The following is a 14,568-nucleotide window of genomic DNA, read 5'->3' as shown; positions in this document are numbered from 1 at the left end:
TCCGCGACATAGATGCGCCGTTACGGACCCAGTCTTTATCAGAATGTACATGGAGCAACGTGCCAATGGCCGACGCATCGGATCCTGCGGCAGTCGCCGAAGCAGCAGCGGCCTTCCGCGAGGAATACGAAGACGGTGATGCGATCCTCGACACCGTCCTCGACGTCGACGCCAAACACGATAGCTGGACCTTCGACGACGTACCGCTCGATTCGGGGACGTTCGGCGAGCTCGTCTCGCGCGGACTCGTGACGAAGGTCGACGGCGAGTATCGCGTTTCCAGTCGTCAGGGGGTGAAAGCGGGGCTCGCCGGCGAAGAGATCCCGGAGGATCGATCGACCGATCGATTCGAGTTTTCGATCCCGATCGCGTTCGACGCACGCGCGACGGCAGCGCTCGTGGGCGCCCTCGCGGTGCTGGTCGGAATGCGGCTGTTGAACTACCGATCGGTCTTTCGCGGAGGTGCCGTCGTTTCGCCGGGGAACGACCCGTACTACTACCGGTACTGGATGGAGAGGATGCTCGCCGAATCGGGCGGGATCACGGACGTGAGCGTTATCACGGATATGCCCGTGGAGGCGGCCGAACGGCGTCCGGTAACCCACGCCGCGAACTGGTTTTTCGCGGAGTTACTCGGCGGCGATCAGTGGGCGGCTGACATGGTCGCCGCCTGGTTGCCGATCGTCGCAACGGTCGTTCTCGGCGTCGTGGTCTACTGGCTCGCCGTGGTCGTTACCGACGACGTTCGCGTCGGTATCGCTTCGCTGCTCCTCTTGGCACTTACACCGGCACACGCCGCTTACACCGGCGTTGGCTTCCTCGAACATCGCCTGCACCAGTACCTCTGGCTCGGCGTGACGCTATTGACACTCGCCTGGCTCGCCGTCGATCTCGAACGGCGGTGGAACGGCGATTCGGCGGTGGAAGCGGTGACCGCCGGATACCTTCGGCATCCGTGGACGTGGATCGCTGCCGTCGTCCTTGGGATCGCCCTCTCCTTCTCGGCGCTTTCCTGGGGCGGATCGGTCCTGATGTTCATGCCCGTCGCAGCGTACGCGGGATTGAAAGTGGCGATCGACGTCCGTTCCGGGTTCCGGCCCGCGCTGGCTAACGCGCCGATTCTCGTCGGGTTGGTACTGAGCAGCGTACTCATCGCGCTTCTGCACGTCAGTTGGGGTTGGCACGAGGCGTTCACGGCAATTGTGCCCGTTCTGGTCGTGGGCGGTGCCGTCGTCACGATCGGTCTTGGAGAATTGTGGCGACGACTCGGCTGGCCGATTAGCGGATTGCTTATCCTCGAAAGTATCCTCGTGGGAGGGGGATTCGCGGCGTTTCGGTTTCTGCGTCCCGAGGAGTGGGCCCGGCTGCGAGCGGAGGCCGCCGACCTGTTCTTTCGGGAGGGCATTGCGGAGACGACCTCGTTGTTCACCCTCGACGACGCGATCGTCTTCGGCCCGTTAGCACAACTCGGTCTGACCTTCTATCTCGGGATCCTGGTCGTGGCGTGGGCCTGCTGGATCGCGTCTCGTCGGTACGAACCCGGATGGCTGTTGCTCTCGGTTTACGTCGTCTTCTGGCTCCTGCTGGCGACGTTACAGGGGCGGTTCGCAGCTCAACTGGCGATCCCGCTTTCCGTGTTCGGCGGAATGGGCTTCGTCTGGATACTCGCGTGGGCTGATCTCGCGCGGATTCCGGCGCCGTTGAGGGGGCGTGACGAGGACGAAGAGGATACGAGCGATCGGGCGGGTCGAGGTACGGTAACCGACGGCGGAACGCACTCCCGGAGTATCATCGTGCCGCGAAGCCGTTGGACGCTCGTCGCGATCGTCTGGATCGGGCTGTTGGTCTGTAGCGGCGGCCTGTTTTACACGCCGTCGTTAGTCGCGCAGACGGCTTACAGCGATTCGCAGTACGAAGCCGCGATGGCCATCGACGAGCACGCGACGGAGACCGGTCGAGAGTACCCGGAGAATTTCGTATTGAGTAAGTGGGGGGATAATCGGATGTACAACTACTTCGTCAGCGGAGAATCGAAGTCCTATTCGTACGCGATAAACAAGTTCGACGAATTCCAGGCCGACGGCGATCCGGACGAGTGGTACGAGGAATTCGAGCGGAACGGCGTCGGATACGTCGTCATGACGGATTCGGACAGCGAGTACTCGGAACCGAGCGCACAGGCGCGGCTTCACGACGACTACGGCGCTGGCGGTGACGACGCCGACCCGCTCAAGCACTATCAGGCGATCTATCTCGACGAGGATACGACGGCGTTCGCCGTCGTCCCCGGCGCGACGATCGTGACGACCGGCGAACCGGGCGAAACGATGACCGTCAAAACCGAAGCGACGGTTTCGGGGGAGACGGTTACGTACGAGCGGGAAGTCACCGTCGATGAAGACGGGACGCTGGAAGTGACGGTCCCGTATCCCGGCAAGTACACGGTTGGCGATCGGGAAATCGACGTTCCGACGGCGGCGGTCGAAAACGGATCGCGGGTCGAATCCTCCTAACCGGTTCTCACGCGCCGGATCCGCGAAAAATCGGAAGCGGACGCTCCGCTCGCATCTCTCCCGTTTCTAGTTGATTGATTTCTGTCTGATTGTGGCATTTACATCACATTATATTTTACAAAAACGAACCTCCACCACTGAATACGAAATATGTTATATCATCAGCGGTTGCCTCAAACGATGTATGTTAACCGGATGGCAGTATCGCACAGTAAGCTCCCTCGGAGTGATTCTACTGACGATCTGCGCGGTGCTCGTTGTAAATCACCAGTTCTCGCAATCTATTTTCACGACGTACGTCCCCTTGTTCAACCGTCTCGACGTCACCGTTTTATCCGGGAGATCGTTATACTGGGCGATCACGTTGAGCGCGATCGCGATCGCAGGCGTCCTGTTCCCGCTGTACAAACCGCAACCGCGGCGGATACTCGACACCGTATTTCTGGCGCAAAAGCGCGTCCTCGTCGGTGGGTTCGCGCTTGCGACGTTGGGCTATTTTCGCTGGTCGTATCGACTTCCGCGAGCGACGCTCACGATGACGATCGGGGTGTTGTCGATCGCGATTCCCGTCTGGTTCGTCTGGATTCGCCACCGGCCGGTCGAAGATCCCGGTCGAACGCTCGTCGTCGGCGACGACCTCGGGCAGATCGAACAGATCATCCCGTCGATCGAGGTGCCGGTTCTCGGCTATCTCTGTCCGTCCGTGGTGAGCGTTCGCGGTGAGTCCACCTTCGCAGAAACTGCGTCACACGACGGCATCATCGCCCACGATGGCGGCGTCAAATCGTGGGGCGGAGTCGACGCGTTGACCCGCTTGGGCGGTTTGTCACGACTCGAGGACGCGCTCGTCGAGTACGACGTCGACACGGTGGTATTAGCGTTTCGTCAGGCCGATCGAGCGGAATTTTTCGGCGCGCTCGACACCTGCCACGAACACGGAGTCGACGCCAAGGTCCACCGGGAGTACACCGACAGCGTGCTGGTCTCCGAGGGAGACGTGGACGAAATCGTCGACGTCGATCTCGAACCGTGGGACCCGCTCGATCACCTGTTCAAACGGGCGTTCGATTTCGCGTTTGCGCTCGTCGGACTCGTCGCGTCCGTCCCGCTGATGATCGCGATCACCGTCGCGATCAAGCTCGACAGTCACGGCCCGGTGCTGTACAGCCAGGACCGGACGACCGGCTTCGGCGAGACCTTTCCCGTATACAAGTTCCGATCGATGGTTCCCGAGGGCGAGTCGGTGACACCGACCGGGGATGAAAAGAACGATCGGATCACGCGCGTGGGCTGCGCGTTACGGAGGACTCACCTCGACGAGTTGCCGCAGCTGTGGTCGATTTTGGCCGGTAATATGAGCGTGGTCGGCCCGCGAGCGGCTTGGACCGAGGAGGAAGTGTTGCTCGAGGAGGATGCACCGGCGTGGCGGAAACGCTGGTTCGTGAAGCCCGGCCTAACCGGGCTCGCACAGATAAACGACGCGAAGAGCACCGATCCCGAAGAAAAGTTACGATACGATCTCGAGTACATTCGGCAGCAGTCGTTCTGGTTCGATCTGAAGATCGTGATCCGCCAGGTCTGGAAAATCGTCATATCCGTTTTAAAATAAGACGGCTAGTTGCCAGAGCGACCGTACGATGCGCGGACCTCCACTCCCCCGCACCTGTACGCACAGCGATGCGGGATTCAGGATTTGTGATACGCCGCGTGTAGATCGAACATGCTTTCTGCAAGGGAGAACTCGACGGGATCATCACGGGGAGAGGCGGATGAAGCCTCTGGAGAATGTACGATTACTTACCGGGTAGAGGGGTTTATACGCTTATTTGCGTAACAGCCCGTTACACGGTGGAAATCGACGGTGACGCTCACTAGACGGTCGCTCACGTCGTGGCGATGATCTACATCCTACCGACTATTGCCTCCGTACGCGCAAAGTAATCAGGCGTGATCACGCTGCAACGGTTCTTCACGAAGGTGAAGCGATCCGATTACTAAGTGAATCCCCCAAACATCACCTTCGAGGAGGAGCACTGGGTCAATACCCAGTTCAGGGAGTCGAGGCCGAAAAACGACTAGAGAGTATGTCTGACACCAACGATATCGACGTCGATCTCACCTGGCGGGAGAAAGGCGCGTCGCTGTATCGCGTTGCAAAGTTCCAACCTCGATTTGCCATCTTCGTTATCGGGCTGAGTGTCGTGGCCGCGTTGCTCGAGGGATTCGGGCTCAGTTTCATAATGCCGATCGTCGAAATCGCTCAAACTGATACACCGAAAAAAGACGCCAGCGGGCTGCTTGAGCTCTTTTTGGGCATCTACCAATTTCTCGGAGTTCCGTTCACACTCGGGTATCTGGTGACCGGTGTTGCAACCGTGATGGCCGTTCGATTCACACTATCGTTCGTTGTCGGCTGGTTTAAAGCATCGATCGTAACGAGATACGTCAAGCACCTGCAGGAGACCGCGTTCGACAACGCCCTCGACGCCGAGATCGCCTATTTCGACGAGGAAGGGTCCGACGACATCATGAACGCGATCGTCACTCAGGCTGAATACGCTGGACGAGTGATCAAATACGTGTTAAACTGTATTGAACAAGGGCTGCTCGCGCTGGTGTACGTCTCACTCGCGCTGTTCGTGTCACCGTTGCTTACGATCTTCACAGCTATTTTCCTCGGCGGAGCGACCGTCCTGTTTCGATACGTCCTCGACACTGGGTACGCACTCGGCGACGAAGTCGCCGAGGCCAAAGAAGGGATTCAGTCGCGCGCACAGGCCGGTACACAGGGCGTCCGAGAGGTGAAATTGTTCGGGATGTCCGACGAACTGCGCTCAGGATTCAGCGAGTCGGTAACGCGGTTCGAGCAGTACCGGATCAAACTGTTACGAAACAGCGAAGCGATCACGAACTTTTACCAGCTGACCACGGCGATCACGGTGTTCGTACTCATCTATTTCGGGCTGACGTTTTCCTCGATGACTCTAGCTGAACTGGGCGTGTTTCTATTCGCGATGTTCAAACTCGGGCCCAAGGTGAGTACCCTCAACACGGCAGTCTACCAGGTTGAGGGCGAACTCCCTCACCTCGTCCGTACCCAGGAGTTCATCGACGAGCTCCAGCGCAACAGCGAGTCGAACGCCGGTTCGAAACCGGTCCCGACGCCGATCGAACGGACGGAGTTTCGTGACGTCCATTTCAGCTACAATTCGAACGATGAACCGGTGCTTCGCGGCGTTTCATTCAGCCTCGATCGTGGCGAGTTCGTCGCGTTCGTTGGTCCGTCCGGCGCGGGGAAATCAACGATCGCGTCGCTGCTCGCGCGGATGTACGAACCGGACCGGGGCGGGATTCGAGTGCACGACGTTCCGATAACCGAATTCAGCGTCGACGAGTGGCGTTCGAGGGTGTCGATCGTTCGGCAGGACCCTCACATCTTCAACGATACGCTCCGACGGAACTTGACGATCGGTAACCGGGACGCAACGCGGGCGGAGATCGATCGCGTGTGCGAGGTCGCGCGGGTGACTGAATTCTTCGACGAGTTGCCGAACGGATACGAGACGGTCCTCGGCGATCAGGGCGTGAAACTGTCCGGCGGGCAACGACAGCGAGTCGCGATTGCCCGCGCTCTCCTGAAGGAGTCCGATCTTCTGATCCTCGACGAGGCAACGAGCGATCTGGATACCTCACTCGAGAAGCAAGTACACGACGGAATCGAGTCGATGGAACGGGAGTACGCTATGCTCGTAATCGCTCACCGCCTCTCGACCGTTACGAATGCCGATCGGATCTATACGATGGAGAGCGGCGAAATCGTCGAAGCCGGTAATCACGAGGAACTCGTGACGCGAGACGGGAAGTACTCCAATCTGTACTCGTTACAATCGTAATGCGTTCGAGATTAACGGTAAAATCACGGGATAGATCGATCATACTATGAACGTCTTGATGGTGACAAATGGTAAGTACGAACCCGATATTCGAGTCAGACGAGAAGCTGAAGGGCTCGTAACGGCAGGTCACGACGTACACGTTGTTTGTCGAGGACAGTACGACGAGAAATGCTGCTACTCGTTAAATGACGTCGCTGTCACTAGAGTTTGTGCAAATTCGAAAGTCGTCCACCACGCTGCAGAGCGAGTGTACGCGGCAACCTGGTATCACCCTATTTGGTTGCGAGAACTGGAGCGGATACTCAGCAACAAACATTTCGATACGATCTATTATCACGATATAGAACATGCGAAACTTGCGACGATGTTCGCGAACCAATACGATCTTTCTATCGTTGCAGATCTACACGAAATGTATCCGGAAGCGGTCAAGCTATGGAGAGAAGGGCTCTCGTTTCGAGATCGGCTGAACTCGAAAATCCTCTTGACTCCACCGTGGCGATACCAGCGTCTCGAACGATACGCCGTTAAACGGACAGACGCACTCATCACCATTAGTGAAGAACTCCTAAATTATTTCGCTGCTAGATACAACCGTCGTAATCTCACTTCCGGAGTAGTCCGAAACGTCCCCGATCTAGAGCGCTTGGATAGTATGGATGTAACTCCCCTCGACTACGACGCTGACTATGTCATTTCGTACATCGGCGGTTTCACGCCCCAGCGAGGGATCGAAACGTTGATCCAAGCGCTGCCCTCGATACTCGAGGAGATCCCCGACACGAAACTCCTCCTCGTTGGCGATGGAAACGATGAATACGTCGAATCACTTCGACGTCTTGTCCGGAGACGGGAGGTTAGCGACGCGGTCGAATTTACGGGCTGGGTCGATTTTGAGAAGGTGCCCGCCTACTACGAGGCATCCACGGTCACTGTGATCCCGTATCACCGGCGAAAAGCCTCGCAATACGCTCTCCCGAATAAATTGTTTCAGGCGATGGCGTTTCAAACGCCGATCCTTGCGACCGATCTGCCAACTATGCGTAGAATTCTCGCCGAGACCGGCGCCGGCACGACGACCGCGGAAACCCCCGGTGCGATCGCTACCGAACTCAAAAGACTGGTGACGCAACCGAAGATACTGTCCGAAATGGGAGAAAACGGCCGTCAAGCCGTCGAAAAGCGATTCAATATACGGGCCGAGTTGGAAACCGTTCTTACTATCGTGGAGAACAGTGACTCCGAACAATAATGCCAGAGAGTCACATGTATAAGGACGATCGAGTGTGTCACATCGATCTTCTGAATACGCGTGTGTACTTGAGTTGCTCTACGTGTTCTAAAGCGCATTCTACGAGAAGTATTCACCAATGTAACCCATCATGCAGAGTGGGTTGCTTACCGAAACCGGGGTACTAACTTTGTGGTATCGTTCCTAACTACTGATGTGAATCAGATTCGAATCCTTCTTATCACCTACAACTATCCGCCCGGCGGCGGGGTCGGTTCGATACGCGCGTCCAAATTCGCGAAGTATCTCCCGGATCAATGGAATATACACGTTCTTACTGCGGCCGATAATATCGGACCAAACACCGACATATCGATCGACGACGGCGGAAACGTAACGGTCCACGAGGTGTCGGAATTTCTGCCGAACTCGCCGAAAGAATTCAATAAGATACGATGGGTTCCGCCTCTGTGTTGGAAGATAAGGCAACTCCACGAGAGATACAGCTTCGATGCCATTTGGCACACGGCAGGACCGTTTCTCCCGCTTCTATCGACAGTGGTTATAACGTCCTCCGTAGAGGTCCCCTATCTCGTCGATTTCCGAGACGCGTGGACGCTCCAGCCGTACAGGCCGAAACGAACAGTCTTCGGACAGATGCACGATGTCGTTTCGACGAGCGCCGAACCGAGAATTCTTCGACGGGCAACTGCTGTGACGACCGCAACGAGCGGCATTACGCGAGCGTATCAAAATCGGTATCCGGAGTTATCTTCGAAGTTCAAGACGGTGGAGAACGGATACGATCCGGACGATTTCCCGGACGTCGACGTCGAACAACCGAACCGATTTACGATCGTCTACGTCGGTAAGTTCGGCCACTACAGGGACGTAGCTCCGTTCCTCCGCGCGCTCGCCGACATTAAAACTGAAACCGGAGTTCAGTTCGTTCACGTCGGGGAACCCGAGCAGGACGTCGTCTCGACCGTCGCGGAGTTCGGACTCGCCGATCAGTTTACGTGTACCGGGTTCGTCGATCGATCCGCCGTCGCTCGACACATCCACAGGGCCGACCTCGGACTGGCGGTCTCGGGCGGCTCCCCCCAAGAGATGACGACCAAAATTTTCGATTACATCGCGTGCGAAACGCCGATCCTTGCGTGCGGGCCATCGGCCGGGGCGATGGCGGAAGTCGTCTCACAGTTCGACCACGGCTACGTCACCGAGAACGAATTCCCGGCCATCGAGGCAGCGTTGTCGGATATTGTCGCCACGGATCCACGGTCGCTTGGAGAGGGGCCGTACGCCGAATACACGAGAGAACAAGCCGGAGAAAAGCTCGCGGAAATCGTACTCGAGGCGGTGTAAGTTGGCGAGGGGGTAGAGTCGGCCGGGTGCAATCGTCTCGCTCCGTACGGATACCCCCTAGTGCTCCGCCTGTATCTGGAGCGCCGAAACCGCAAGACCAAGGACGATCCAAAATAGCGGCATGAGAAACGCGTTGCTCGGACCCAACCCTGCGATCGGTAACGTAATGACAGCAGTGGCGCCCATCAAATGGACCGGCTGTCGCAGTGCTGCCGATCGGCACAGTCTACTGACTAGACCCCCGTAAAAGGCGAGAAATATCGTGAGGCCTATGATACCGGTATCGGTTAGTAGGGCGCCGTACCAACTGTGCGGAGAGCCGACGCCGTTTGTCCTGATGGGCGATCGTCCGATAACGGTGTAGCTCGAACCAAGACCGTTCCCAGTCAGCCCACCGCTATACGCGGCCGCCTTCTGCAACTGCCAACGGATCCAAAGGGACGAACTCGCCGTCGAAGCGGGGTTCGGTACGAGAGCGAAAATCAGCACGGCGAAGATCCCTATAAGCGGCGCTGCGGCCTGGCCAAAACGGGTCGGGAATCGACCTGCAACGTACCGAAGACGATCCGAATAGACGAAACCGACGACGACGAACCCCGCAACCGCGAACCCGAGTATCGACGCTCGAGCCCCGAGATGAATCGTGAGCGAAAATCCGGTTATCCACATCGCCAACCAAAATAGACGCGTAGTTGTCTTTCTGGCCGTAAAACCGAGGACCAACGCGGGGATCAGCGAAAGAACTAAGAAGAACGACATGTCATTCACATTTGTGAACCAAGCGGTAACGTAACTATCGTAGGGTGGCCGATTCGGTAACTGGTGGACTTGACTCAGACTCGCATGCCAGCCGGTCGTATATTCGAATGCAGCGACCACAAACGAAACGAGCCCTAATGAGCATACCGTCATCCAGCCGTAATATACCCATTTCCGAGTCGTGAGTGTAAGGATGATGCCGAAAAATACGGTGAAGCACGCACTGAATATTACCGCTCCACGGAGGACGTATCCCGCCGGGAACACGGAGATAGATGTCAATACACCGACTATGGCAAAACCCAATAGATAGAGGACACTGTGTGGGAGGAAAATGTCGTATCCTCTATATATGAACAGTAGCGATACCGACCCGGCGTAAAAGGGGAGAAGTAGGCGGAAGGGGAAGAGATTTACGTTCATCACCGATATTCCGGGCAAAATGGGGCCGAGAACGGCGAGAACCAGTAAAAGGATCGTCGCAGATCGTACCCATGTAGGGAGCGAACGAGACGTCGGTTCGACGGTTCGGTGCGAATTCATATATATCATCAGTTTGTCACTCAGCGGAGGGCAGGGTATCACCTCGTGAAACGCGCCGCTATAATTACTTTTTTATCGTTTTAGGAGTCATTCATCGCATCATACAGCGCCTACTTTTACTGCGCGATCGATCCCTCTTCGTACATGGATATCCTCTTCGTTTCGCATCTCTTCCCGACGCCCGCGGATCCGACGAACGGAATCTTCGTCGAGCGACAGGCGACCGCGCTCTCGGCGCGAGGACACACCGTCCGCGTAATCTCTCCCGTCCCCTACGTCCCCGATGCGGTGTCGCGAGTGCTAAACCGTTCGTCGTCACGGTCTATCCCCCGGACCGATCGTTACGGGGACGTTTCGGTTATCTATCCACGGTACCTCTCGCTCCCGCGGCCCGAAACGATGCCGATAGTCGCCTACTCCGTTCGGCGGGCGCTACGGAAGCGACGTGAGTTATTCACGTCCGCCGACCTCATCAACGCTCACGTTGCCGTTCCTGATGGCTTCGCCGCCGCCCCGCTTGCCCGAAATCTCGAGATTCCGCTAGTGACGACGATTCACGGTGCCGATCTGCAGCGATCAATTCACCGACCGTTGGTCGCACCGCAGGTCAAAACCGTGATAGATGCGTCCGAAAAGACGATCTTAAATAGTTACAAGCTACGTCGCATCTTCGTACAGGAGTTCGACGCGACGAACGATATCGAAGTCGTCCACAACGGCATACCTATCAAACGGATCTCGGACGCGGAACCGTACGAATCGTCGGAAACGCCTTTCAGGATAATAAGCGTGGGAAATTTGATCGAAACGAAAGGGCACCGTTACGTTCTCGACGCTATCTCGACGCTCGACGTCGACGTCGACTATCTGATCGTCGGAGATGGACCGCTTAGAGAAGAACTCGAAGCGCATGCGATCGAACTCGGCGTCCGCGACGCCGTTACGTTCACGGGGTCGGTTCCCAACGAGGACGTATTCGGGTACCTCAAGTCCGCAGATGTGTTCGTCCTTCCGAGTTACGAAGAAGCGTTCGGGGTCGCCTATCTCGAGGCGATGGCCTGCGGGCTTCCAGTCATCGGCTGTGAAGGTGAAGGGCCATCGGATTACATCACGGACCGCCGGACCGGATTCCTGGTACCGCCGCGCGACCAGGATGCGCTATCGGACGTCCTCCGAAACCTTCGACGCGATACGGAGCTGAGACGGCGAGTCGGAGATCGTGCGCGACGAACCGCGTTCAATGCGTTCAGTTGGAAGCGAAACGCGATATCGATAGAGCGGATTTTTCGCGAGGTGATCGAGCGCGGAGAATAGCGCCCGGTCAGTCGAGGTATCCGAGGTCGCGGAGATGAGCCTCGGCAGCGCCGCGTTCACGTGTTGCGGCCACGGCTCGTTCGTCGACGGCACCGCCTCGGTTGACCAGTTCTTCGTGTAACGATTCGTATTCTACAGGAACATCGATCGGCGAGGACGTAGCGCTCGTAGCGTGGATAACGTCCTCCGACCGATCGCCGACGGTTGTGCAAAGTACTTGATCTGTTGACTTCCGTCTCGCGCCGAAGTACTTCTGACCGGCGGCCGATCGAATTCCGCGGAAGGTTGTGATCGAACCGTCGTCGTGTTCCTCCCACTCGGAGACCATCATCGCCCGCTCACGGCGCAGATCAGCGGGATCTATACTCGTCGTTCGGGACACCTCCGCAGCCTCTAAGAGAAAGCGTTTGAGATCGAGCAGACTTACCTGCTCGTCGTAGTTTGCTGCGGACCAGCGCGGGTGTCCGATGATCAGCGGGACGTGAACGATATCCTCCCAGAACGCCGGCGGGACGTGACCGAGCATGTCTCGTTCGTCGCGATTTAGAATTTCCCCGTGGTCGGCCGTAACGACGAGTACGTCCGAAGTCGGATCGTAGTGGCCCCGGTTTTCAAGCGTCGATATCAAGGCAGTCAACTCGTCGTGAATGTACTCGCAACACGCTGCGTACGCCGTTTGTACGTCCTCGAGTTCCGACTCAGTTAGGTCGTCGCCGTTGGACTTGATCGCGTTCCGGGTGAATTCTCCCAACTCGCTTCGGGAACGACGGTCGTTGAATCGGCGGCGATCCAGATACTCGCTCGGGGGTTGATACGGATGGTGCGTATCCATGTAGTGAATCCAACAGAATAGCGGAGAGTTCGATCGGCGTTCTTCGAGCCACGTGAGCACCCGTTCGTTCAGCTCGTTCGCCGTTCTGTAGAAAGAATCACTCATACCTGCGACGTTCTGCATCGGCTGTACAACGTTGAAGTAAACCGTTTCGAAGAAACCGAACGCGGGCTCAAGCGGACCGTCTTTGACTCGGTTCGCGACGCGTTTTTTTCGGCTCGGCCGTCCGAGATTCCCGGCGTTGAATCCGCGGTCGTAATTATATTCCGTGCCGAAGAGGTAGTTGTCCGTCCACAACGCGCAGTCGTATCCCGCTTTCGTGAATTCCTCTGCGACGGGCGTTGGCCCACCGGACTTCGGGAGCCCCCACGCTGAAATTTCATCCGTGTGAGATCCGGTAACCAGCGCGGGCATCGACGAACTCGTAAAGGATGCCGGTGCGATCGCATCGGTGAAGTTCACGCCGTCGAGACGGTTTGCGAGCTGACGGCTACTCTGCTCGAAGCGCGAATACGGGAGCGAATCGATAGATAAAACGAATACGTTGGGCTGGTCGGGCATAGTCCGTTACTCACGCCCCAGACCAAGATAGCTACAGGGTACCTTTTCAGCAAGTGACAACTAGACGCAGAACTGAGTACTAGCACACCCCGACGATAAACAAGAGGGCCACGAGCTACTCTGTGTAGTACAACAATGGACGCAGTTCACCTGACGACCGCTCACGATCCGGTTGACACTCGAATATTCGATAAAGAAGCAACGAGTCTACTAGAGGCGGGTTTCAGCGTCGGGATTATGGCTCACAATCCCCCCCAAAGGGCGCAAAACGGGGTTACGTTCTACGACCTCGGAACTACCTCATCTCGCCTGGACCGATGGCAAAGTATCTCCCAAGTCGCACGGCGAGCGAAAGAGATAGATGCATCCATTTATCACTTTCACGATCCGGAACTAATCCCGGTAGGCGTGTACCTCTCATCAGTCACGGACAGCGCAGTAATATACGATGTACACGAAGATTTTGGTCACATTGTCACGATCAGGCCGTGGATCCCGAAACCGCTTGAACTGCCCCTCTCACACGGAATACCGCGGTTTGAGCAGATCGCCGCTAAGTGGTTTGACGGGGTCGTCGCCGTCTCCCAGGGAATCGCAGCGCCGTTTTCGGACACTGATACTCGTGTAATAGTTGCGCATAACTTTCCAAAAACAAAATCTCTTCCAACGATCAACGATCCGATCGAGCGTAAGGCCGAACACGTGCTTTGTTACGTTGGCGGACTCGAGCAGGATCGCGGAATCTATCGAATGATAACTCTGCTCAATACGCTGGTTAATCGCGGTATGGATGTTGAATTATGGCTGCTCGGTTCCTGGTCGCCTGCCGTCGATCAAGTGCGAGTACGACGTCACATTCGTCACTTCGATCTCGAGTCACACATTCGGTTCCCAGGACATCTAACATATAGCGAGATGTTTCAGTATCTCTACTCAGCTGACGTCGGACTCGCACTATTGGACACGGAACACTATCGAAACGGCGTCCCTACGAAACTTTTCGAATATTTGTATGCGGGATTGCCAATAGTGGCGACTCCCATCGAAGCTGTTGACCAATACATTCCAGACGAATACTGTTACACCGTATCACAGGAAGATACCGTCGCTGCCGCAGATGCCGTCGAAGAAGCAGTGAGGAGCGATTTCGATGTGACAGCAATGCAATCACTTGTCGAGGACAAATACAGCTGGGAAGCAGAAGCAGAATCGCTCGTCGCCCTCTACGAAGAACTACTGTGAGCGGGAAGGGTGGAGGGAACTGACCGATTGTTACTGAGCAGTTCCACCCCGTATGGTTTAGCAGTGACAGATGCCGTTGAAGGACCCTCACGGGCGCCTCAAATCCCGTCCGGGAACCAACGAGAACGTTCCTGCCCACTTCGACGGTTTCGGGCCGCTCCATTTCTTCTCGGAGCGGGAGACACAGTACGTTCGGAAAAAACGACTCCTTCCGCACGCTGCCCGATTGGTGCGACGATCGCTGCGTTCTCTTGGAGCGTGATGAAGTCGAGGTACTCGACGGGATCGATAACCGCCAGTTCCCGTTCG

The 14,568-nt window shown here is 56.8% G+C and carries 8 protein-coding genes; 7 read left to right on the top strand and 1 reads right to left on the bottom strand.

The features are described 5' to 3' along the window. Positions 1–65: 65 nt before the first annotated feature. The 6 genes from MUH00_RS00780 to MUH00_RS23060 all read left to right on the top strand — a co-directional run bounded on the left by MUH00_RS00780 (position 66) and on the right by MUH00_RS23060 (position 11,624). Entirely contained in the window at positions 66–2,513 is a 2,448-nt protein-coding gene (locus MUH00_RS00780; RefSeq protein ID WP_247001705.1) for an MFS transporter, read from the top strand. Positions 2,514–2,697: 184 nt separating this feature from the next. Then, positions 2,698–4,122: a sugar transferase gene (locus MUH00_RS00775; protein WP_247001703.1), complete on the top strand. Its 1,425-nt coding sequence runs from the start codon at positions 2,698–2,700 to the stop codon at positions 4,120–4,122. 475 nt (positions 4,123–4,597) lie between these two features. Then, the gene (locus tag MUH00_RS00770; RefSeq protein WP_247001702.1) at positions 4,598–6,406 is read left to right on the top strand and encodes an ABC transporter ATP-binding protein; all 1,809 of its coding nucleotides are present in this window, start codon (positions 4,598–4,600) and stop codon (positions 6,404–6,406) included. Between the two features lie 46 nt (positions 6,407–6,452). Next, positions 6,453–7,661 (top strand): glycosyltransferase family 4 protein, encoded by a 1,209-nt coding sequence (locus MUH00_RS00765; RefSeq protein ID WP_247001700.1) that lies wholly within the window; start codon positions 6,453–6,455, stop codon positions 7,659–7,661. Positions 7,662–7,856: 195 nt separating this feature from the next. Continuing rightward, entirely contained in the window at positions 7,857–9,008 is a 1,152-nt protein-coding gene (locus MUH00_RS00760; RefSeq protein ID WP_247001698.1) for a glycosyltransferase, read from the top strand. A 1,446-nt stretch (positions 9,009–10,454) separates the two neighbouring features. Next, on the top strand, positions 10,455–11,624 hold the full coding sequence (locus MUH00_RS23060; RefSeq protein ID WP_345780920.1) for a glycosyltransferase: 1,170 nt from the start codon (positions 10,455–10,457) through the stop codon (positions 11,622–11,624). Between the two features lie 7 nt (positions 11,625–11,631). Here the strand turns inward: MUH00_RS23060 and MUH00_RS00750 are convergent, their stop codons facing one another. Next, the gene (locus MUH00_RS00750) at positions 11,632–13,017 is read right to left on the bottom strand and encodes a sulfatase-like hydrolase/transferase (protein ID WP_247001694.1); all 1,386 of its coding nucleotides are present in this window, start codon (positions 13,015–13,017) and stop codon (positions 11,632–11,634) included. A 135-nt stretch (positions 13,018–13,152) separates the two neighbouring features. Between MUH00_RS00750 and MUH00_RS00745 the strand changes: the two genes are divergently transcribed. After that, entirely contained in the window at positions 13,153–14,259 is a 1,107-nt protein-coding gene (locus MUH00_RS00745) for a glycosyltransferase family 4 protein (protein WP_247001692.1), read from the top strand. Positions 14,260–14,568 lie beyond the last annotated feature (309 nt).

The sequence above is a fragment of the Halosolutus gelatinilyticus genome (genome assembly GCF_023028105.1).
In the GTDB taxonomy this organism is placed as follows: domain Archaea; phylum Halobacteriota; class Halobacteria; order Halobacteriales; family Natrialbaceae; genus Halosolutus; species Halosolutus gelatinilyticus.
This window is presented reverse-complemented; position numbering and strand designations above follow the sequence as displayed.